The sequence below is a fragment of the Aquamicrobium sp. YD-1-mutant5 genome, assembly GCF_059509755.1.
The window spans coordinates 241,665-262,434 of the sequence record NZ_JCAKKP010000004.1; the positions used below are offsets into that span (position 1 = coordinate 241,665).

Annotated in this window: 19 protein-coding genes; 12 read left to right on the plus strand and 7 right to left on the minus strand. The window is 65.1% G+C overall.

Features of this window, described 5'->3' with window-relative positions; translation table 11 throughout:
• Positions 1-17: 17 nt before the first annotated feature.
• A complete protein-coding gene (locus AC5XE7_RS08840) occupies positions 18-1,391 on the minus strand; it encodes a glutamate--cysteine ligase (RefSeq protein WP_495365708.1) in 1,374 nt (457 codons plus the stop codon).
• A 230-nt stretch (positions 1,392-1,621) separates the two neighbouring features.
• On the opposite strand from AC5XE7_RS08840, the gene AC5XE7_RS08845 reads away from it, so the two are divergent.
• Positions 1,622-3,574: an AI-2E family transporter gene (locus AC5XE7_RS08845; protein ID WP_495365709.1), complete on the plus strand. Its 1,953-nt coding sequence runs from the start codon at positions 1,622-1,624 to the stop codon at positions 3,572-3,574.
• A 102-nt stretch (positions 3,575-3,676) separates the two neighbouring features.
• Here the strand turns inward: AC5XE7_RS08845 and AC5XE7_RS08850 are convergent, their stop codons facing one another.
• Both AC5XE7_RS08850 and AC5XE7_RS08855 read right to left on the minus strand, forming a co-directional pair.
• Positions 3,677-4,411, minus strand: coding sequence for a 16S rRNA (uracil(1498)-N(3))-methyltransferase (locus AC5XE7_RS08850; protein WP_495365875.1), 735 nt, complete (start codon positions 4,409-4,411; stop codon positions 3,677-3,679).
• Between the two features lie 31 nt (positions 4,412-4,442).
• Positions 4,443-5,093 (minus strand): hypothetical protein, encoded by a 651-nt coding sequence (locus tag AC5XE7_RS08855; protein WP_495365710.1) that lies wholly within the window; start codon positions 5,091-5,093, stop codon positions 4,443-4,445.
• A gap of 106 nt (positions 5,094-5,199) precedes the next feature.
• Here AC5XE7_RS08855 and AC5XE7_RS08860 point away from each other — a divergent pair, with 106 nt between their 5' ends.
• Positions 5,200-5,904, plus strand: a complete 705-nt coding sequence (locus AC5XE7_RS08860; protein WP_495365711.1) for a type 1 glutamine amidotransferase — start codon at positions 5,200-5,202, stop codon at positions 5,902-5,904.
• A gap of 238 nt (positions 5,905-6,142) precedes the next feature.
• The gene (locus tag AC5XE7_RS08865; RefSeq protein WP_280199108.1) at positions 6,143-6,283 is read left to right on the plus strand and encodes a hypothetical protein; all 141 of its coding nucleotides are present in this window, start codon (positions 6,143-6,145) and stop codon (positions 6,281-6,283) included.
• Here the strand turns inward: AC5XE7_RS08865 and AC5XE7_RS08870 are convergent.
• From AC5XE7_RS08870 to AC5XE7_RS08880, 3 genes are read right to left on the minus strand one after another with little or no spacing between them, the layout of a single operon-like run.
• Entirely contained in the window at positions 6,256-7,047 is a 792-nt protein-coding gene (locus tag AC5XE7_RS08870) for a metallophosphoesterase (RefSeq protein WP_495365712.1), read from the minus strand. The genes AC5XE7_RS08865 and AC5XE7_RS08870 overlap by 28 nt on opposite strands.
• A 4-nt stretch (positions 7,048-7,051) precedes the next feature.
• The gene (locus tag AC5XE7_RS08875) at positions 7,052-8,191 is read right to left on the minus strand and encodes an alpha-hydroxy acid oxidase (protein ID WP_495365713.1); all 1,140 of its coding nucleotides are present in this window, start codon (positions 8,189-8,191) and stop codon (positions 7,052-7,054) included.
• A gap of 7 nt (positions 8,192-8,198) precedes the next feature.
• Positions 8,199-8,990, minus strand: coding sequence for an FCD domain-containing protein (locus AC5XE7_RS08880; RefSeq protein ID WP_495365714.1), 792 nt, complete (start codon positions 8,988-8,990; stop codon positions 8,199-8,201).
• Between the two features lie 232 nt (positions 8,991-9,222).
• Here AC5XE7_RS08880 and AC5XE7_RS08885 point away from each other — a divergent pair, with 232 nt between their 5' ends.
• The 5 genes from AC5XE7_RS08885 (at position 9,223) to glcF (ending at position 15,273) form a co-directional block, all read left to right on the plus strand.
• Positions 9,223-10,497, plus strand: a complete 1,275-nt coding sequence (locus AC5XE7_RS08885; RefSeq protein ID WP_495365876.1) for a DUF3422 family protein — start codon at positions 9,223-9,225, stop codon at positions 10,495-10,497.
• 161 nt (positions 10,498-10,658) lie between these two features.
• Positions 10,659-12,155 carry an FAD-linked oxidase C-terminal domain-containing protein gene (locus AC5XE7_RS08890; RefSeq protein ID WP_495365715.1) on the plus strand — a complete coding sequence of 499 codons (1,497 nt, stop codon included), beginning with the start codon at positions 10,659-10,661 and terminating at the stop codon, positions 12,153-12,155.
• On the plus strand, positions 12,155-12,736 hold the full coding sequence (locus tag AC5XE7_RS08895) for an ASCH domain-containing protein (protein ID WP_495365716.1): 582 nt from the start codon (positions 12,155-12,157) through the stop codon (positions 12,734-12,736). The genes AC5XE7_RS08890 and AC5XE7_RS08895 overlap by 1 nt, the downstream gene beginning before the upstream one ends.
• On the plus strand, positions 12,733-13,968 hold the full coding sequence (locus AC5XE7_RS08900; protein ID WP_495365717.1) for an FAD-binding protein: 1,236 nt from the start codon (positions 12,733-12,735) through the stop codon (positions 13,966-13,968). The genes AC5XE7_RS08895 and AC5XE7_RS08900 overlap by 4 nt, the downstream gene beginning before the upstream one ends.
• Positions 13,969-13,971: 3 nt before the next feature.
• The gene (glcF, locus tag AC5XE7_RS08905) at positions 13,972-15,273 is read left to right on the plus strand and encodes a glycolate oxidase subunit GlcF (protein WP_495365718.1); all 1,302 of its coding nucleotides are present in this window, start codon (positions 13,972-13,974) and stop codon (positions 15,271-15,273) included.
• A gap of 124 nt (positions 15,274-15,397) precedes the next feature.
• On the opposite strand, the gene AC5XE7_RS08910 is transcribed toward glcF, so the two are convergent.
• Positions 15,398-16,219, minus strand: coding sequence for a L,D-transpeptidase (locus AC5XE7_RS08910; protein ID WP_495365719.1), 822 nt, complete (start codon positions 16,217-16,219; stop codon positions 15,398-15,400).
• A gap of 206 nt (positions 16,220-16,425) precedes the next feature.
• Here AC5XE7_RS08910 and AC5XE7_RS08915 point away from each other — a divergent pair, with 206 nt between their 5' ends.
• From AC5XE7_RS08915 to hisG, 4 genes are all read left to right on the plus strand, one after another.
• The gene (locus tag AC5XE7_RS08915) at positions 16,426-17,061 is read left to right on the plus strand and encodes a DNA-3-methyladenine glycosylase I (protein ID WP_495365720.1); all 636 of its coding nucleotides are present in this window, start codon (positions 16,426-16,428) and stop codon (positions 17,059-17,061) included.
• Positions 17,062-17,177: 116 nt separating this feature from the next.
• Entirely contained in the window at positions 17,178-18,683 is a 1,506-nt protein-coding gene (gene hisS, locus AC5XE7_RS08920) for a histidine--tRNA ligase (protein ID WP_495365721.1), read from the plus strand.
• A gap of 25 nt (positions 18,684-18,708) precedes the next feature.
• The gene (locus tag AC5XE7_RS08925) at positions 18,709-19,833 is read left to right on the plus strand and encodes an ATP phosphoribosyltransferase regulatory subunit (protein ID WP_495365722.1); all 1,125 of its coding nucleotides are present in this window, start codon (positions 18,709-18,711) and stop codon (positions 19,831-19,833) included.
• Positions 19,830-20,546, plus strand: a complete 717-nt coding sequence (gene hisG / locus AC5XE7_RS08930) for an ATP phosphoribosyltransferase (protein ID WP_287943063.1) — start codon at positions 19,830-19,832, stop codon at positions 20,544-20,546. Before AC5XE7_RS08925 ends, hisG begins: the two co-directional genes overlap by 4 nt.
• Positions 20,547-20,770: the final 224 nt, after the last annotated feature.

Here is a 20,770-nt window from a genome sequence, read left to right on the forward strand (position 1 = left end):
CGCAGTGAGGCGCCCGATCAATATGCGTATTCGAGGAACACCGGTTCGATCGAGCCGCCCCAGCGCGTGTGATAGGCCGACAGCATCTCTTCGGCGCTCGTCGTGCCGCGGCCGACCACCTCGTCCAGCGTCTGCAGGAAGGAGGTCTCGTCGTAGCCGTCGCGGTTGAGGCGGGCGCGGTTCTTCAGGCCGAGCCGGGAGAGCGCCAGCACCTCGCGGCCGATCTCGCGCAGCGTGGTGTTGCGGAACGGGGTGGCGATACCCTTAGCCGGCACCGCGTCGCGCATCGCCACGACTTCCTCATATGTCCAGCTCGAAGTCAGCGTCTCGGCGGCGGCAAGCGCCTCCTCATCATAGAGCAGGCCCACCCAGAAGGCCGGCAGGGCGCAGATGCGCCGCCACGGGCCGCCATCGGCGCCGCGCATTTCGAGGAAGCGCTTCAGGCGCACATCGGGGAACAGGGTCGAAAGATGGTTGGCCCAGTCGCCCATGGTCGGCAACCCGTCGCTCAGTTCGTTTCGGGCTGCGCCGTCCATGAACTGGCGGAAGGTCATGTGCGTCATGTCGTGGTACTGCCCGTCACGGATGACGAAGTACATCGGCACGTCCAGTGCCCATTCGACATAATCGGCGAAACCGAAATCGGGCGAGAAGCAGAAGCGCGGCATGCCCGAGCGCTCATTGTCGGTGTCGCGCCAGATCTCGCCACGCCAGCTTTGCAGGCCGTTGGGCCTGCCATCGGTGAAGGGCGAGTTGGCGAACAGCGCCGTCGCCAGCGGCTGCAGCTTAAGCGAAACCTGCATTTTGCGGCGCATGTCCGCCTCGCTGCCGAAGTCGAGGTTAACCTGGATGGTGCAAGTGCGGTACATCATGTCGAGGCCGTGGCTGCCGACCTTCGGCATGTAGCGGGTCATGATCTCGTAGCGCGATTTCGGCATCACCGGCGTTTCGGCCAGCGTCCATTTCGGACTGCCGCCGAGGCCGAGGAAACGGATGCCGAGCGGCTCGGCGATCTCGCGCAGCTGCGCCAGATGCGCGTTGCCCTCGCGGCAGGTCTGGTGAATGGTTTCCACCGGCGCGCCCGAAAGCTCGAACTGCCCGCCGGGTTCAAGGCTGATCGCTCCCTGACCTGTCGGCTCGACAAGCCCGATGATGCGTCCCGCGTCGACAATCGGATCCCAGCCCAGCTTCTCCTGCATGCCTTCCAGCAGGGAGCGGATGCCGCGCTCGCCGCCATAGGGCACCGGCGCATGGCCATCGACATAGAAGGGGAACTTCTCGTGCTCGGTGCCGATGCGCCATTTCTCCTGCGGCTTGCAGCCATCGGACAGGTAATCCACCAGCTCGTCGATGCCCTCTATCGGGCTGAAATCGGTCGTATCGCGCGCCATGAATACCTCATTGCCGGGGCTTTCCGGGAAATTTTCGGGCTAGTTGGACGATATGACCGTACCCGATCAAGCGAAAACTGTAGAGCCAGGCTTCAACGAAACTTCATGCTGCGCAAGCGCGGATGCGTAGCATGGATGTTTCGCCCGGGAGGGCCGGGAACCTTGCGCGGGCTGCGACATTTCCGGTTGTAGCGTAATGTGCGCATCACCACAGGCGAGGGGGAACTGCCATGGCTGCAACGGATGAAGCGGAAAAGCGTCCGGCGAACGCGTCCGGTAAGGGCGATTATGTGCGCCCCTTCGTACCCACCGCCGTCACCATGGTGGGCGTCGTCGCCATCCTCTATCTCGGGCGCGAGGTGTTCCTGCCGCTGGCGATCGCCTTCCTGCTGACCTTCGCGCTGGCGCCCATCGTGTCGGCGCTGCGCAAGCGCTCCATCCCGAAGGTTCCGGCGGTGGTGGTGACGGTGACGCTCGCCTTTCTCGCCATCGGGCTCTTTTCCTTCGTCGTCGCCACGCAGGTCAGCAATCTGGCGCAGAACATTCCCACCTATCAGTCGAACATTCTGGAAAAGGTCCGGTCGCTGCGGGAGGTGGGGGCCAATGGCGGCATCATCGAGCGGCTGAGCAATGCGGTCGAACGCGTGGGGGCCGAGCTCCAGCGCGGAACCCTTGTGCCCGAGCAGGCAGAGCCGCAGGAGCCGGCGCGCGAGCCGCTGCCGGTGGAGATCGTTTCGCGCCAGAACCCCGTCGAGATCCTGAAGAACGTCATCGTGCCGCTGGCAGCTCCCTTCGCCACCGCCGGCCTGATTATCGTCGTCGTCATCTTCATGCTGCTGGAGCGCGAGGACCTGCGCGACCGCTTCATCCGCCTTGTCGGCTACAGCGACCTTCACCGCACCACCGAGGCGTTGCAGGATGCCGGCAAGCGCGTCGGGCGCTACCTGCTCATGCAGCTCGTGGTCAACACCACCTATGCCATTCCCATAACCATCGGTCTGTGGCTGATCGGCATTCCCAATGCGCTGCTGTGGGGGCTGCTGGCGCTGGTTCTGCGCTTCGTGCCCTATATCGGGCCGGCCATCGCCATGCTTTTGCCGATGCTTCTGGCGCTGGCCGTCGCGCCCGGCTGGTCGATGGTGCTGTGGACGGCGGGGCTTTTCCTCGTGATGGAGCTGATTTCCAACAACATCATGGAGCCGTGGCTCTACGGGTCGCGCACCGGGCTGTCGTCGCTCGCCATCATCGTTGCGGCGATCTTCTGGACATGGCTGTGGGGGCCGCTCGGCCTGGTCATCTCGACGCCGCTGACGGTCTGCCTCGTCGTGCTCGGCCGTCATGTGCCGCAATTCGCGTTTCTCGACGTGATGCTCGGCAACGAGCCGGTGCTGGAGCCGCATGCCCGGCTCTACCAGCGCCTGCTGGCTGGCGATCCCGACGAGGCGACCGATTATGCGGAGGAATTTCTGGAGGAGCGCTATCTGGTCGACTACTACGACCATATCGGTATTCCCGCCCTGCTCATCGGCGAGACCGATCGCCAGCGTGGCGTCATGACCGACGAGCAGCGCCGCAAGCTGGCATCCAGCGCGCTGGCGCTGGTCGAAAATCTGGAAGACGTGGCGCAGGAAGAAGAGGACGAAGACGAGGAGACGGCCGACGAAGCCGACAAGGGCTCCACGGCTTCCGGCGCGAACGGTATCGAAACACCGGACCTGCCGGATGGCGAAGGGCGCTCCTTGCTGTGTCTCGGCGGGCGCGGCGAGCTGGACGATGCCGCGGCCGTCATGCTGGCGCAGGTTCTGGAGGTGCAGGGCGCCGAGGTGATCACCGCTGGTCATGCCGTTCTGGAAGGCCGTGCCGTTTCTTCCCTGCCGCTGACCGATGTCGATACCGTCATCGTGGCGTTCCTCAACACGGCCTCGCTGGCTCACGCCCGACATGCGGTGCGGCGTCTGAAGCGGGCAAGGCCCGCCTTGCGGGTCGGCATCCTCATGCCGCGTGCCGACGGCGAAAAATTCATCGAGGCAGTTTCCATCAGCGCGGATTTCGTCGCCTTCTCCATTGCCGAGGCGGTGAAGGAAGGGCTCGACGACAAGCCGGCGGTGAAGCTGAAGGCAACGACGGCCCGCCTGACGCGCCGGAAAACGCGGCCGAAGAAGCCGGTGGCCGAAACCGCCTAAATCGCCCTGCGCCCATTCGGGCGCACAAAGGACGATCTGACTGTCGAGAGGGCATCGGAACAACCGGAAACCGGAGTCCCTTTTTGGTCCGGCGCTCTGATCCTACCAGTCGCCGATCGTTGCCTGAATGACGGCGAGTGCGGCGACCGCTGCCGTATCGGCGCGCAATATGCGCGGCCCGAGCGGAATGGCAGTGACGAAATCGAGCGCCCGCAGCATACGGCGCTCGTCTTCGGAGAAGCCGCCTTCCGGGCCGACCAGCAGCGCCAGCCGCTTCTCGCCGATGGCCCGCAGCGCTGCAACGGGGTTGTTGGTGGCGGCGTCCTCGTCGCAGAAGATCAGCCGTCGCTGCCTGTCCCAGCCGGACAGCAGGCGCTCCAGCCGCACCGCCTCGCGCACCTCCGGCACGGCAAGGATGCCGCATTGCTCGGCCGCCTCGATCACATTGGCGCGCAGGCGGTCGGGGCCGGTCTTTGTCACCTGCGTGTGCTGGGTGAGAACGGGTTGCAGTACCCCCGCACCCATCTCCACCGCCTTCTGCACCAGATAGTCCAGCCTTGCCTGCTTGAGGGGCGCAAAGCAGTAGACCAGATCGCAGGGGGCCGGTTGCGGGCGTTGCAGGCTGCTCACGGTGAGCCGCACCACCTTCTTCCTGACCTCGGAAACGGCAGCCGACCATTCCCCGTCGCGGCCGTTGAACAGGAGAAGCTCCGCGCCCGGACCAAGCCTCAGCACATGGGCGAGGTAATGGCTCTGCTGCGGATCGGCGTCGATTTCCATGCCTGCCGCAAGATCGCCGGGCACGAAAAGTCTCTGGAGCTTGTAATTGGCGCGCATCGGCGCTTGATGCGGCAGGTGGGCCTTCGCGTCAAGCACCCGCAGAAGCATGCCAGTCTGGCCGGTAGCCTGCGCGCAGCACGGCCACGGTGGTTGGCGGGGTCAGCAGCACAAAGCCGTCTGCTTCCGGTATTGAAGCTGAAATATAGCCGGCAAACGACCATTGCAGATAGCGGCCATCCCGTCTGGTGAAGCAGCTGGCGCCAGTGCTGAACATGGCGCCCTCCGGCAGCTTCGCGATGTCGGCGGGCGTCATCATCGCCGGCTTTGTCCCGCTGCCCAGCCTTTCGCCATGCAGGCGCGTGTCGAGCTGCGGCGCACGCGGCGCGGCGATGCCGGATGCCGTTGCGAACCGGCCAAGAAAATCCTTTGCCCGCTCGCGCCGGCAATAGAAGCAGGGCCGGTGCCCGGCCGCCAGAGCCGTCACCTCATCGAGGAAGAACAGTTCAGTCCAGCCTGCTTTTGCGCCGGACCGGTTGCTGCCCCCATTGCGCCCCATGGGAATGCGCCGCCGTTCGCCGAAATCGCATTCGCAGATGATCCATGCCTTCGTCGTCCAGCGGCGCGGGAGCAGGGTTCTGGTGTCGGGATCGTGGATTATGCCGCGATTGCCGGTGAACATGCCGCGTTCCGCCACCGCATGGATGGCACCGAAGGGATCGACCCGGTTCTGCAGTGGCATAGCTTTTTCCCGAAACTGCCGGCTGGCGACAGGCCTGCATCGCTTGGCCTGCCTGTGCCGGCCATGGTATCGGTCGACACAGCTTTGTCACGGGTGGGTTGAGTCAATGCGTGTTCTTGTCGTGGAAAATTTCGCGAATACCGGCCTTGGCCAGATGGGAGCGGCCCTCGAGGAAGCCGGCGGCGCGATCGACATGCGCCGGGCTCATCTGGGTGAGGCGCTTCCGCTGAATGCGGCAGGCCATGACGCGCTGATCGTGCTGGGCGGTGTGCAGAATGCGCTTGCCGACGATGTCAGCCCCTATTTCCCGGCACTTCTCGACCTCATCCGCGATTTTGAAGCGAGAGACCGGGCCGTTGCCGGCATCTGCCTCGGCAGCCAGCTCATCGCCCGCGCCTTCGGCGGCGAGAACCGGATCGGCGGAGCCCGCGAATTCGGCTGGCAGCAGGTCGACCTGGCACCCGAGGCGGCGGGCGATACGGTGCTCGGTAAGCTTCCGCAAAGTTTCCCCATTTTCCAGTGGCATGACGACACCTTCTCGCTGCCCGAGCGCGCGACGCGCCTTGCCGGCAGCGCGGTGGCGCAGAATCAGGCCTATCGCATCGGCCGCGCCACCTATGGCTTCCAGTTCCATTTCGAGGCCGATACCGGGCTGGTGCGGCAATGGAGCGAGCTTTTCGCGGCAACGATCGCGGAGCGTCGCCCCGGCTGGGCGGAAGATCTGGACGAGGAAGCGGCCACAAGAGGGCAGCAGGCGGATGCGGCGGGACTGTCCATTGCCCGCGCCTGGGTTTCCGCGATCAGGGCATGAGGTTCGCCTTCTTCCATGTCTCGGGGCGTGACAATTTTGGCACGTCGCGGCGAAACTCCTGTGGAGGGCCGTTTCAGGCCTTGGCGCGGCCTTCCCCGGCTTCTAGAACGCGCTCGCAAAGGCATGGCGCTGGGCCGAAAGATTTTTCCTTTCTGCTGACGAACCCTTCCGGGATTTCTGCGTTTCAATGCAATGGTAATCATATCCGTGCAGGATGAGCAGCAGACAGAATTCAGAGATGACCTCAGTGAAAGCAGCCCTTCTGACCTTCGCCATGCTCTCCGGTCTCGCCATCGGTGGTTTCGGTATCTATGCCGCTGACGCGGCGAACGACCACAATGCGGTTGACGGCTACGGCGTCACCGCAGCGCTGGACTGAAACACGCCTTCTTGCCTCACCGTCAGTATCGTCTTGCGCGCTTCCTCGACGCGGAGGACGCTCAGCCTTCCCGTGCGATAGGCGCCGGTGTCGAGGTTGACGCGGTTCGGCCTCACCGTAACCTCGCCTGACGGGGTGTGGCCATGCAGGATCACCTTAGGATAGAGCCCTTCATGGCGATGGAATTCGCCGCGGATCCAGACAAGATCGTCCACTGACTGACGCTCCAGCGCCACGCCCGGCCGGATGCCGGCGTGGCAGCAGAAGAAGTCGCCGCACCCGAACGACGTCTCCAGCGCATGGAGTAGGGCCAGATGGGGTTGCGGTATCGCGGCCGCCAGCGCCGCATGGAATGCACGCAGGGCATCGCCGCCTTCTTCCACGGCGCCGAAATGCGCGGCATGAACGCCATAAGACGCAGCCGTTTCGATGCCGCCATGCGTGATGAAAATCCCGCAGGGATCGGGTTTGGCCAGAAAGTCGAGCAGGCCGAGATCATGGTTGCCCGCCAGAACGACATGGCGCGGGTCGCGGGCCTTCGCCTCAGCCAAAAATTCCAGCACGCCGCGCGAATCCGGGCCACGATCCACATAGTCGCCCAGATAGACGATGCGCCAATCCGCCGGCGCATCGGCTTGCAACTCCATATCCACATGGCGATGGAGAGCCCGGAGCAGATCGAGGCGGCCGTGGAGATCGCCGACAGCATAGAGGCGCAGGCCCGGTGGCGTTCGGGCATGGCTGAAATCGATGCTGCCGGCCATGTTGTCAGCCTCTGTAGAGCATGTCCTTGCCGAGGTCGCGGATGTCGCGCTTGCCGCACAGCGCCATGGTCGTGTCCAGCTCTTTGGCGATGATGTTCAGCGCATTGGTCACGCCCTGCCTGCCCTGAGCGCCCAGCCCGTAGAGGAAAGGCCTGCCGATGAACACGCCCTTCGCGCCAAGGCACAGGGCCTTCAGCACATCCTGCCCCGAGCGGATGCCGCCATCCATGAACACCTCGATCCGGTCGCTGACCTTGTCCGCGATCGGTTCCAGCACCGAGATCGAGGACGGCGCGCCATCGAGCTGACGTCCGCCATGGTTGGAGACGATGATGGCGTCGGCGCCGCTTTTGGCCGCCAGTTCCGCGTCCTCGTGATCGAGAATGCCCTTCAGGATCAGCTTGCCGCCCCAGCGCTTGCGGATCCACTCCACATCGTCCCATGACAGCTGGGGATCGAACTGGTCGGCCGTCCAGGAAGACAGCGACGACAGGTCGGCGACTCCCTTGACGTGGCCGGCGATGTTGCGGAACGTGTGGCGCTTGGTGCCCAGCATGCCCATGCACCATTTCGGACGGGTGGCCATCTGCCAGATGTGCTTTGCCGTGAATTTGGGCGGGGCCGAAAGGCCGTTGCGCAGGTCCTTGTGGCGCTGGCCGAGAACCTGCAGATCGAGGGTGAGCACCAGCGCCGAGCATTTGGCGGCCTTCGCGCGCTCGATCAGGTTTTCCACGAAGCCGCGGTCCTTCATCACATAGAGCTGGAACCAGAAAGGCTTCTTCGTCACCGAGGCGACGTCCTCGATCGAGCAGATGCTCATGGTGGAGAGGGTGAACGGAACGCCGAATTCCTCGGCTGCCTGCGCTGCCAGCATTTCGCCGTCTGCATGCTGCATGCCGGTCATGCCGGTGGGCGCCAGCGCCACGGGCATCGCCACATCCTCGCCCAGCATGGTGGTCTTCAGCGAGCGGTTGGTCATGTCCACCAGCACCCGCTGCCGCAGTTTTATCTTCGCGAAATCTTCCTCGTTGGCGCGGTAGGTGCCTTCCGTCCACGAGCCGGAATCGGCGTAGTCGAAGAACATCTTGGGCACGCGCCGCCGGGCAAGCTGCTTCAGTTCGTCTATGGTCAGCGGTTCGGTCATCTTTGCTTCAGTCTTTCTGTTGGGGGCCCGGTTCGGTGCGCTGGCGCAACCGCAGCCGGGAAACGCGCTGCCAGTCTCCGGCCCTTTCGGCCTCGGCGGTGGTGCGTTCGACATAGGCGATGTGATCCATCGCGGCTTTGCGCGCCGCAGCCGGATCTCCGGCCACGATCGCGGAATGAATGGCGCGGTGCTGTTCGAGCAGCATCTCGCGCGCGCCGGGCAGTGCAAAAACCAGGAGACGGTTCTGGAACACGTCTTCCGACAGAAGCCTGTAGCAGGAGCGCAGCGTGTGCAGCAGGATGATGTTGTGCGCGCATTCGCCGACGGCGTGGTGGAATTCCACGTCGACCTCGGCCTCGGCCTCGAAATCGTCTTCGCGATAGGCGGCGTCCATGCGCGCCATGATCTCGTTGAGCAAAGCGAGGTCGTCGGCCGTTGCGCGCCGCGCCGCATACTCGGCTGCCACGCCCTCCATCTCGCGGCGGTATTCGAGATAGTCGGCCGCCGCCTTGCGGTGGCTGGAGATCAGCTCGATCACCGGCCGGGAGAACACCTGCCCGATGACGTCGGCAACGAAGGTGCCGCCACCATGGCGGGTGACGAGCAGGCACCGCGCTTCAAGCGCCTTCAGCGCATCCCGCAGGATCGGCCGCGAAACCTCGAATTGCCGCGCCAGTTCGCGTTCGCCCGGCAGCCTGTCGCCGGTGCGCAGGACGCCTTCGAGAATCAGGCTCTCGATCTGCTGCACCACCTCGTCGGCGGTGCGCGAATGTTCGATCCGGGTGAAGATTTCGGTCACTTGAGTGCCAGATGAAGGAGCGACGGTGGCAAAACATAACGGCAATCGCCAAAATTGGTCAAATAGTTTATCCAGTTTGCCGAGTTTCCTCCGTTCGCTGGTGTTGAACTGAACGTTTGCGCGGGGCGCGGAACGGCCTTAAACCGGCATTTGCAAACCAGTTGCGGGAATATGAGCCGTGCAGGAAGGTCCGATCGGTCCCGAGTTCGAAACGCGCCCGACCGGCAGCGTCATGGGCTTTCCGGCGCATGAGGCACGGCCCGGCGCGCTCGGCGAAGTTCACTCCAGACCCTATCCGCTGGTGACCACGCCGCGCGTTCTGGTGCAGCTTTCCTTCATGACCGAGGGCGGCTCCGTCGTCGATCAGGCCGTGCTGTCGGAACTGTCGCGCCGCCTTGGCATCGCAGCACCCGACCGGCAGGCCCGCCACCACGCCATGAAATGGGGCAAGGGCACGCTGCGCTGGGAACGGCACACCGAATTCTCCACCTATCTGTGGGAAGGCCCCCTTTCCGAAAGCCGTCGCGCGCAGGAGGATTCGCCCTTCGGAAACGGGTTTTCGCCGCCCGGCACGGTCATCTCCGGCATAAGGCTCGAAATCCGCAACTGGACGCCGGCCAGCGAGAAGCTGATCGAGGGTTTCGACCCGACCAGCCTGTGCTATTCGCTGGTGGAAGGCGGCAATGCGGCCATCGTGACTGATTTCCGGCAGGACGGCGACGGGCTGACGCGCATCCTCATTCTCGATCGCGGCCTGACGCCAGCCCGCGCCGGCGCGCTGTCGCACCGGCTGATCGACATCGAAACCTATCGCACGCTGGCCATGCTCGGTCTGCCGCTGGCCCTGTCGCTGTCGGGTCGGGTGCGGCGCATCGAGGACAAGCTCGCCGTCATCACCGCCGAGATGCGGGTGCCGGAAACGCGCGACAACCAGAAGCTTCTCGCCGACCTGACGGAACTTGCAGCCGAACTGGAAGCGGATGCCGCCTCCAGCCTCTACCGCTTCGGCGCCAGCCGCGCCTATGACGGCATCGTCACCGAGCGTCTGGACGCGCTCGAAGAGGCCGTGGTGCCGGGCCACGAGACATGGGGCAGCTTTCTGCAGCGTCGCATGGCGCCTGCGATGCGCACCTGCCGTTCGGTCGAGGAGCGGCAGGCAAACCTGTCGCGCAAGCTGACCCGCGCCACGACATTGCTGCGCACATGGGTGGATGTGGAAGTCGAGAAGCAGAACCGCGACCTGCTGGCTTCCATGAACAACCGCGCCCGTCTCCAGCTTCGCCTGCAACAGACGGTCGAGGGCCTGTCGGTGGCGGCGGTGTCCTATTATGTGGTGGGGCTGATCGGCTATCTGGCCAAGGGCATCTCCTCATGGTTCGGCCATGCCATCGCGCCCGAGGTGGTGACGGCCGTTTCCGTGCCGGTGGCTATCCTGCTCGTGTGGTGGGCGGTGCGGCGGGTGCGCCGTATGCATTCCGAGCCGGCGAGGCACGCGGGCGCCGAGTAGTCAGCCATCCGGCCCTTCTGATCGCCACGCCGCCCGGTCCAGCGTCACATTGACGCTGACCGTCTTGCGCGCGCTCGCCTCTTGCTTTGAACTATTGCCCGATTTACAGGCACCATCGATAACTGGTAAAAGGAGTTTACCAGTTGGAGGAGCTGTTTCGCATGTCCGGACTTGCCATGCCCGCGCCCGATGGCGCGACGCTTGCCCGTCGCGGTGAAATCGTTGCCGCCCTGCGCGCCATCGTACCGGGCGAAGGCGTGGTCGAGACGGTCAGCGAGATGCGCGCCTTCGAGAGCGACGGGCTGACCGCCTACCGCCAGCTTCCGCTGGTCGTGGTGCTGCCGGAAACGACCGCTCAGGTGTCGCATGTGCTGAAATATTGCAGTGAGCGCAACATCCGTGTCGTCCCGCGCGGGTCCGGCACCTCGCTGTCGGGTGGCGCGCTGCCGCTGGAGGATGCGGTGTTGCTGGTCATGAGCCGCTTCAACCGTATTCTGGAAATCGATTATCCCAACCGCGCCGTGGTCGCCCAGCCGGGCGTCACCAATCTCGGCATAACCCATGCGGTCGAGGCCGAGGGCTTTTATTATGCGCCCGATCCTTCCTCGCAGATCGCTTGTTCCATCGGCGGCAATGTGGCGGAGAATTCCGGCGGCGTGCATTGCCTCAAATACGGCCTCACCGCCAACAATCTGCTGGGCATCGAAATGGTGCTGGTGAACGGCGAGGTGGTACGCCTCGGCGGCAGGCATCTCGACGCCGAGGGCTACGATCTTCTGGGCGTCATGACCGGATCGGAAGGTCTGCTCGGCGTCGTCACAGAGGTGACGGTGCGCATATTGCGCAAGCCGGAGACGGCGCGGGCGCTGCTGATCGGCTTTCCCACCAGCGAGCAGGGCGGCCAGTGCGTGGCCGACATCATCGGCGCCGGCATTATTCCCGGCGGCATGGAGATGATGGACCTGCCGGCTATCCGCGCGGCCGAGGATTTCGTCCATGCCGGCTATCCACTGGATTGCGAGGCGCTGCTGATCGTCGAGCTGGATGGCCCGGCGGTCGAGGTCGACCACCTCATCGATCTGGTCGAGAAGATCGCCATCCGCAACGGCTCCACATCCTGCCGCATTTCGCAGAGCGAGGAGGAGCGGCTGCGCTTCTGGGCCGGCCGCAAGGCGGCGTTCCCGGCCGTGGGCCGCATTTCGCCCGATTATTACTGCATGGACGGCACCATTCCGCGCAAGGAACTGCCGCGCGTTCTGGCCGGCATGCGTGAGCTGTCGGAGCATTACGGCCTGCGCGTCGCCAATGTCTTCCACGCCGGCGACGGCAATCTCCATCCGCTCATCCTCTACGACGCCAATGTGCCGGGCGAACTGGACAAGGCCGAGTCCTTCGGCGCCGACATTTTGCGGCTGTGCGTAAAAGTCGGCGGTGTGCTGACTGGCGAGCATGGCGTCGGTGTGGAAAAGCGCGACCTTATGCCGGAAATGTTCTCCGAAACCGATCTCGACCAGCAGATGCGGGTCAAATGTGCTTTCGATCCGGGGCATCTGCTCAATCCGGGTAAGGTCTTCCCGCAACTGCGCCGCTGCGCCGAACTCGGCCGCATGCACATCCATCGCGGCCAGATGCCGTTCCCCGACATTCCGAGGTTTTGATGCTGTTCAGGCAAGCCGTTCTCGAAGGAATTGCCGAAGGCCGCATCACGCTTGCCTTCCGCCGCTGGCGCCGGCCGTCCGTCAGGGCGGGTGGTGCCGTTCGCACCGCGGCGGGGGTTGTCCGCATCGGTTCCATCGATGTGATCGAACCGGGCGACATCACGCCGGCGGATGCACTGAAGGCAGGCTATGACGACCTCGCTGCTCTGGTGAGGGAGCTGGGCGCGGATGGCGAAAAGCCGCTCTACCGCATCGCGCTGGCAGGCATCGAGGCCGACAGGCGGGTGGGGCTGCGCATGAACGCTGCGCTCGATGCGGCGGAGATCGCGGAGCTTGAACGGCACTTCGCCCGCTGGGAAAAGGCGACGCCCGGCTGTTTCCCTGCGATCCTGAAAGCGATCGGCGACCATCCGGAAGTGTCGGCGGCTGTGCTGGCCGAACGCCTGAAGGTCGAAAAGCTGCGGTTCAAGCAGGATGTGCGCAAGCTGAAGGAACTCGGCCTTACCGAAAGCCTTGCAACGGGATACCGGCTTTCCGCGCGGGGCGAAGCGGCCATCAGGCGTCTGGGAATTCGACCATGACCATCTTTGCCCCCACATCAGCAGACGAAGTTCTGGAAACCGTGCAATGGGCGGTTTCGGAGGAACAGAAGCTGGAAATCATCGGCCATGGCTCGAAACGCGCCATTGGCAATGAGGTCGGGGCCGAACATGTGCTCGATCTTTCCGGCCTGTCCGGCATCACGCTCTACGAGCCGGAGGAACTTGTGCTGTCGGCCAAAGCCGGCACGCCGCTGGCGGAGATCGAGGCGGCGGTGGCGGCGCGCGGGCAGGAGCTTGCGTTCGAGCCGATGGATTATGGCCCGCTGCTGGGCGGACCGCCGGGGCGCGGCACCATCGGCGGCATGCTGGCTGCCAATCTCAGCGGCCCAAGGCGGCTGAAGGCGGGCGCCGCGCGCGACCATATCCTTGGCATCCAGGCCGTTTCGGGGCGGGGCGAGGCGTTCAAATCCGGCGGCCGGGTGGTGAAGAATGTCACCGGCTACGACCTTTCCAAGTCGCTGGCCAACAGCTGGGGCACGCTGGCCGTGGCCACCGATGTCACCTTCAAGGTGCTGCCTGCGGCTGAAACGGAAACAACGCTGGTGATCAGTGGCCTGCTCGACGACAATGCGGTGGCGGCCATGGGGCTGGCGCTGGGTTCGAGCGCCGAAGTGTCGGGTGCCGCGCATCTGCCCTATCCGGCGGTCACCCGCGTTGCCGCCGGCGCGCTCGGCAGCGACCCGGCGACCCTGCTGCGTGTCGAGGGGTTCGGGCCATCGGTGGCTTACCGGGTGAAGCTGCTGCGTCAGCTTCTGGAAAAAGCCGGGCCGATGCAGGAGATCGAGGCGGAAGCCTCGCGCGCGCTGTGGCGTGAAGTCCGCGATTGCATCCCCTTCGCCTCGGTGCCGCATATGCCGGTGTGGCGCGCATCCATGCCGCCGGCCGATGGCCACAACATGGTCATGGCCCTGCGCATGCAGGTGGCGGTCGAGGCGTTTTACGACTGGCAGGGTGGGCTGATCTGGCTCGCAATGGCGGCGGGGGACCCGGAAGCCGGACTGGTGCGCTCGCTGGTGCAAAAATGCGGCGGCGGCCATGCCACGCTGGTGCGCGCGACGCCTCAGCAACGTGCCGAAATTCCGGTCTTCCAGCCGCAGCCGCCGGCGCTCGCCGCCCTTTCGGCACGGCTGAAGGCCGAATTTGACCCGAAGAACATTTTGAATCCGGGCCGGATGGTTGCACCTGGCATGACCCGGAAGGGAGCTGCCTGAGACATGCAGACCCATTTCACCCCTGAGCAGCTTGCCGATCCGCATGTGGCGGAGTCGGAAAAGATCCTGCGCAAATGCGTGCATTGCGGCTTCTGCACCGCCACCTGCCCGACCTATGTGACGCTCGGCAACGAGCTGGACAGCCCGCGTGGCCGCATCTACCTGATCAAGGACATGCTGGAGGGCGGCCGGCCTGCCGACCGCGAGATCGTCACCCATATCGACCGTTGCCTGTCCTGCCTGTCGTGCATGACCACCTGCCCGTCCGGCGTGAATTACATGCATCTGGTCGATCATGCCCGCGCCCATATCGAGGAAACCTACAGGCGCCCGCTGCCCGACCGGCTGCTCCGCGCCGTTCTGGCCGCCGTGCTGCCTTATCCGGCGCGGTTCCGCGCTGCCCTGAAGCTGGCGAAACTGGGCCGGCCCTTCGCCGGCCTGTTCGAACGTAGCGCGATGCTGAAACCGCTCGCGGTGATGCTGAAGCTCGCCCCGGCAAGCGTGCCGCGCGCGTCTTCCACGGCCTTGCCGGGCGTGCATCGGGGCAAGGGCGCAAAACGCGGACGCGTCGCCATCCTCACCGGTTGCGCCCAGCCGGTGCTCGATCCCCGCATCAACGAGGCCACCATTTCGCTGCTCAACCGGCTTGGCGTCGAGGTGGTGGTGCCGCCGGGCGAGGGCTGCTGCGGCGCGCTGGTGCATCATATGGGCCGCGAGGAAGAGGCGCTCGCCTTCGCCCGCCGCAATGTCGATGCCTGGACGCGCCAGATCGACGAGGGTGGGCTCGACGCCATCATCATCACCGCTTCCGGCTGCGGCACGACGATCAAGGATTACGGCTATATGCTGCGCCTCGACCCCGCCTATGCGGAGAAGGCGGCGCGGGTCTCGGCGCTGGCGAAGGACGTGACCGAATATCTCGACACGCTCGACCTGCCGGAACCGGCGGCGAAACCCGGCCTCACCATTGCCTATCATTCGGCCTGTTCCATGCAGCACGGCCAGAAGATCACCCGCCAGCCAAAGGCGCTTCTGGCCAAAGCGGGCTTCGTGGTGAAGGAGCCGCGCGAGGGGCATCTGTGCTGCGGCTCGGCCGGCACCTACAACATCATGCAGCCGGAAATTTCGGCAAGGCTGCGCGACCGCAAGGTGAAGAACATCACGGCCACGGGCGCCGAACTCGTTGCCACCGGCAATATCGGCTGCATCACCCAGATCGCTTCAGCCGCGAAGCTGCCTGTGGTGCATACGGTGGAACTGCTCGACTGGGCCTATGGCGGGGAGCGGCCCAGACAATTACAGTAAGGCCAGCTGCATTGGCCCGGCAGTGTCCGGAAACAGAAAAGGCAGCGCGGCGTTCACCGGCTGCCTTTTCTGCGACTGGCCACGTCCCCCGACACGGCCCGTCCCCCGTTGTTGGGAAAAGCTTTTACATGACAACGACCGTCGCGCCAACAGGCACGCGTTCGTAAAGATCGACGACGTCCTCGTTGCGCATGCGGATGCAGCCGGAAGAGACGGCGGCGCCGATCGTCCATGGCTGGTTGGTGCCGTGGATGCGGTAGAGCGTCGAGCCGAGATAGAGTGCGCGCGCGCCGAGCGGATTCTCGATGCCGCCGGACACGAATGTCGGCAGATGACGGCCCTTGGCCTTTTCGCGCGCGATCATTTCCGCCGGCGGGCGCCAGTCGGGCCATTCGCGCTTCGACGTCACCTTGTGGGTGCCGGCCCATTCGAAGCCGGGCTTGCCGGTGCCGACGCCGTAGCGGCGCGCCTTGCCGTCCTTTTCCACCAGATAAAGGAAGTTGTCGCGCGTATCGATGACGACGGTGCCGGGCTTGTGCTTGCCGTCATAATTCACGACCTGCGGCAGGTAGATCGGGTTGATCTGCGGGCGCACAGCGCGCTTCTGCACGGTGCGGGCGGCGGACGCCTGCTGCACGCGCGCCGGGCGCGCCTGCTGCGTGGCCTGCGGCTGAACAACAACGCGCTGGCGCGGCTGCGCCTGCACCGCGGTGCGCGTTGCCGGCTGGGTGCGGTAGACGCGCCGTGGCTCAGGCGCCACGCGCCTGACATTGTCCCGCCTCGCATTGTCAGGAGCCTTGCCGAGCTGCAGCACCCATGGCGCGGCAAGGTCGGGGCTCACCCGCACCGGCGGGCGCTCGATGTAGCGGTCGTTGGCCATTGCCGGCGAAAAGCCCATGGAGAGGACCCCGGCCAGGCAGGTAAACAGGAAAAGGGCTCGTTTCATGTGACGCAATCCTGGGTTCGGTCGTCGGCCGGAAACGCGTGTCCGGTCATGGCGCGATCCTGTGCGCGAAGGACAACCGAAAGGTGAATCCCGGATGCGTCGAATGCCGTTTTGTCAGTAAAGCTTTCGGTATGGTTATCCGGCGGTTCAGGAATCTGGTAAAGCGCCGGTAAAGCACCGGGACCCTGCATTAACGGATTTGGGGCATGAGCGAAAAAGACGGCATCATCACCGGCCCGGATGGGGTGGACCGCTGTTTCTGGCACGGCAATCTGCCGGACTACATCCACTATCACGACTATGAATGGGGTCGCCCGGTGGCGGACGATCGCCGCCTGTTTGAAAAGATCTGCCTCGAAGGCTTCCAGTCCGGCCTCTCGTGGCTGACCATCCTGCGCAAGCGCGAGAATTTTCGCGAGGCCTTCGCCGGTTTCGATTTCGAGCGTGTTGCAGAGTTCACCGAGGCTGATGTCGAGCGCCTGCTCGGCAATGCCGGCATCGTGCGCCATCGCGGCAAGATCGTCTCCACCATCAACAATGCGCGCCGCGCCCGCGAGCTGGTGGATGAGGCCGGCTCGCTGGCGGCGTGGTTCTGGAAGTTCGAGCCTGCAGCGGAAGAGCGGCCGGCGGTGATGGACCTCGCCCATCTGCGGGCCAACCCGACCACCGCCGTTTCCACGCGCATTTCCAAGGAACTGAAGAAGCGCGGCTGGAGCTTTGTCGGCCCCACCACCGTCTATGCCTTCATGCAGGCCATGGGCATGGTCAATGACCACATCGAGGGCTGCGCCTGTCGCGCCGGGGTGGAAGCTGCGCGCGCCGGCTTCCGCAGGCCGGTCTGAGCCGAACTCCGGCTTAAGCCGCCCTTGCCGCTGGGTGCGGCATCGGTTAGGACAGCGCGCGGTCTGGCGCACGCTGGCCCGCTGCCGCCCTATTGCCGAACCGCAGAGTACCCGCCATGGCCGAACGACCGGAAAAGATGAAAGCACGCCTGCCGCGCGGCTTTGTCGACCGCAGCCCCGACGACATCCGTGCCGTCGACAGGATGATGGCGCGTATCCGCGAGGTCTATGAGCTTTACGGTTTCGAGCCGGTCGACCAGCCGCTGATCGAATACACCGATGCGCTGGGCAAGTTCCTGCCTGATCAGGACCGGCCGAACGAGGGCGTCTTTTCCTTTCAGGACGATGACGAGCAGTGGCTGTCGCTGCGCTACGACCTGACAGCGCCCATGGCCCGTTTCGTGGCCGAGAATTTCGAGAAGCTGCCAAAACCGTTCCGCTCCTATCGGGCGGGTTGGGTGTTCCGCAACGAGAAGCCCGGTCCGGGGCGCTTTCGCCAGTTCATGCAGTTCGATGCCGATACGGTCGGCACGCCGGGCGTGGCCGCCGACGCCGAAATGGCGATGATGATGGCTGATGTGATGGAGGCCGTGGGCATCGCGCGCGGCGACTACGTCATCCGCGTCAACAACCGCAAGGTGCTTGACGGTGTGCTGGAGGCCATCGGCCTTGGCGGCGAGGACAATGCCGGCCGCCGCCTCACCGTGCTGCGCGCCGTGGACAAGCTCGACAAGGTGGGCGCTGACGGCGTGCGCGCTTTGCTGGGCAAAGGCCGTCTCGACGAGAGCGGTGACTTCACCAAGGGCGCTGGGCTGGATGCGGAGCAGGCGGAACGCGTTCTGTTGCTGACCTCTTCCACAGGAGACGATCTGGCCGGCGCGCTGGCTGCCATGCGCGGTGCCGTTGCCGGCTCCCCGCGCGGTGAAGAGGGCGTTCAGGAACTGGCCGATATCGGTGCGATGGTCGCCGCTGCCGGCTATGATGATGGCCGTATCAAAATCGACCCCTCCGTGGTGCGCGGCCTCGAATATTACACTGGCCCCGTCTACGAGGCCGAATTGCTGGCCGAGATTCCCAATGACGAGGGAAAGATCGTGCGCTTCGGCTCGGTCGGCGGCGGCGGCCGTTATGATGGTCTGGTGTCGCGCTTCCGCGGCGAGCCGGTGCCGGCGACCGGCTTTTCCATCGGCGTCTCGCGCCTGATGACGGCGCTGAAGAACCTCGGCAAGCTCGACATGTCCGATGTCATCCAGCCGGTCGTGGTGCTGGTCATGGACAAGGATACGGAAAGCCTCGGCCGCTACCAGAAGATGGTATCGGATCTGCGCCGGGCCGGCATCCGCGCCGAAATGTATCTCGGCGGCGCTGGCATGAAGGCGCAGCTCAAATATGCCGACCGGCGCGGTTGTCCGGTGGCCGTCATTCAGGGCGGAGACGAGCGCGAGAAGGGCGAGGTCCAGATCAAGGACCTGATCGAAGGCGCGCGCATGTCGGCCGAGATTTCCGATAATGCCGAATGGCGCGCCGCAAGGCCCGCGCAGGTCACCGTTGCGGAAAGCGATCTGGTCGCCGAGGTGAGGAAAATCCTCGACGCACAGGCTGCCGACAGGGCCGGACGGTGAGCCTCGCGATGAACGGGAACCGGCGATGACCTCGCGCTCTCCCTCCGTCGCGGGCGACGTAAAGGCGCTGTTCGCCGCCAAAAACGTCGATCTGGTCGAGGTTGGCGTGTTGCAGCCGGCCGATCCGTTTCTCGACATTGCCGGCGAGGATCTGCGCCGCCGCATCTTCCTCACCGAGAGCGAGACCGGACAGGCGCTGTGCCTGCGCCCGGAATTCACCATTCCTGTGTGCCTCGATCATATCGCGTCACAGGCCGGCACGCCGCGCCGCTATGGCTATCTGGGCGAGGTGTTTCGCCAGCATCGCGACGGGTCGAACGAATTCTTTCAGGCCGGCATTGAGGATCTTGGCGACACCGATACGGCAGCTGCCGACGCGCGGCTGGTGGCCGATGCGCATGAGCTGCTGGCGAAGGCGGTTCCGCAGGCCAGCCTGAAACTGACCATCGGCGACCAGTCCGTGTTCGAGGCGGTGCTGGCAGCACTTGGCCTGCCGCGCGGCTGGCGCATGCGGCTGGCACGTGCCTTCGGCTCGCACGAGATGCTGGATGCTGCCCTTGCCGATCTCGCCAACCCGCCCCGCAACGGCCAGCTGGCCGGGCCGGTGGCGCTGCTTGCTGTCGATGGCGACGCGGAAGGGCTGACAGCACAGATCGCGAAGGGCATGGAGCAGGCCGGACTGCCGCTCTCTGCCGGACGTACGCCAGCCGAGATCGCGCGGCGTCTGATCGAGAAGGTGCAGTTGCGCAGCGTGCGCCTCTCCGATGACGCCTTCGCCGCTTTGAAGAGCTTTCTGGCCATCGACACGCCGCTTGCCGGCGCGGCCGACGCGCTGCGCGATTTCGCCAGCGAGGCGGGGCTGGAGCTTGGCGGTGCGCTCGACCTGTTCGCGGAGCGCGCGCAGGCGATTGCCGGCCATGGGCTGGCTTCCGAGACCGTGCGCTATGATGCGGCCTTCGGTCGTCCGCTCGATTACTACACCGGGCTGGTGTTCGAGATCGGGGCCGAGGGAACCGATGGTCGCCCGCTCGCCGGCGGCGGTCGCTATGACCGCCTGCTGACGTTGCTCGGCGCGAAGCAGCCCATTCCCGGCGTCGGCTTCTCCGTATGGCTCGACCGGGTGGAAGCGCTGAGGGAGGCAGGGGCATGAGCGTGACGCTGGCCATTCCCTCCAAGGGACGCCTGAAGGAAAAGACGTTGGAAATACTGGCTGGGGCAGGTCTTGCCGTCAGCCTGCCCGAGGATGACCGCCGTTACCATGCCCATGTCGAGGGGCGCAGTGACATCGAGGTCGTGTTCATGTCGGCTTCGGAAATTTCGGGCGAGATCGGCAGCGGCGGCATCGATCTCGGCGTCACCGGCGAGGATCTGGTGCGCGAGAACCTGGCCGACTGGGAAAGCCGCGCCGAAATCGTCGCGCGCCTCGGCTTCGGCCATGCCGATGTGGTGGTGGCGGTGCCGGACATGTGGCTCGATGTCGACACCATGGCCGATCTTGACGACGTGGCGGCCGATTTCCGCCAGCGCCATGGCCGGCGGCTGCGCATCGCCACCAAATACTGGCGCCTGACCCAGCAGTTCTTTTCCGGCAAGCACGGCATTCAGGTCTATCGCATCGTCGAAAGCCTGGGTGCCACCGAGGGCGCTCCGGCAGCCGGCTCGGCCGATGTCATCGTCGACATCACCTCCACCGGCTCGACGCTGCGTGCCAATCATCTCAAAATTCTGGGGGATGGCGTGATCCTGCGCTCGCAGGCCTGTCTGGTCGCCTCGCGAAGAGAGCGCCCGGCATCCGACGAGGCGCTGATCCGCGAGATCGCCGCCGCCGTCAGTGCCGCCGTGGGCGAAACCGCATCAGCCTGACCGGCGGCGGTTCCGGAAGAGCGCGCGCCGCCGCCTGAGATCGCTCAGTTCACATGGGGTGAGTTCCTCATGCGGCAGCGGCCAGACCGGCTGGCTGCTGCCGCAGGAACAGAATTTCACGCGCATTCTGATTTCGAACGACGGCGGGATTGAGGCTCCCGCCATCCGGGGTCCGGAAGAGGCCGCATCCCGGCCGAGCGATAATGTGTGGTCCGCGCCACGAC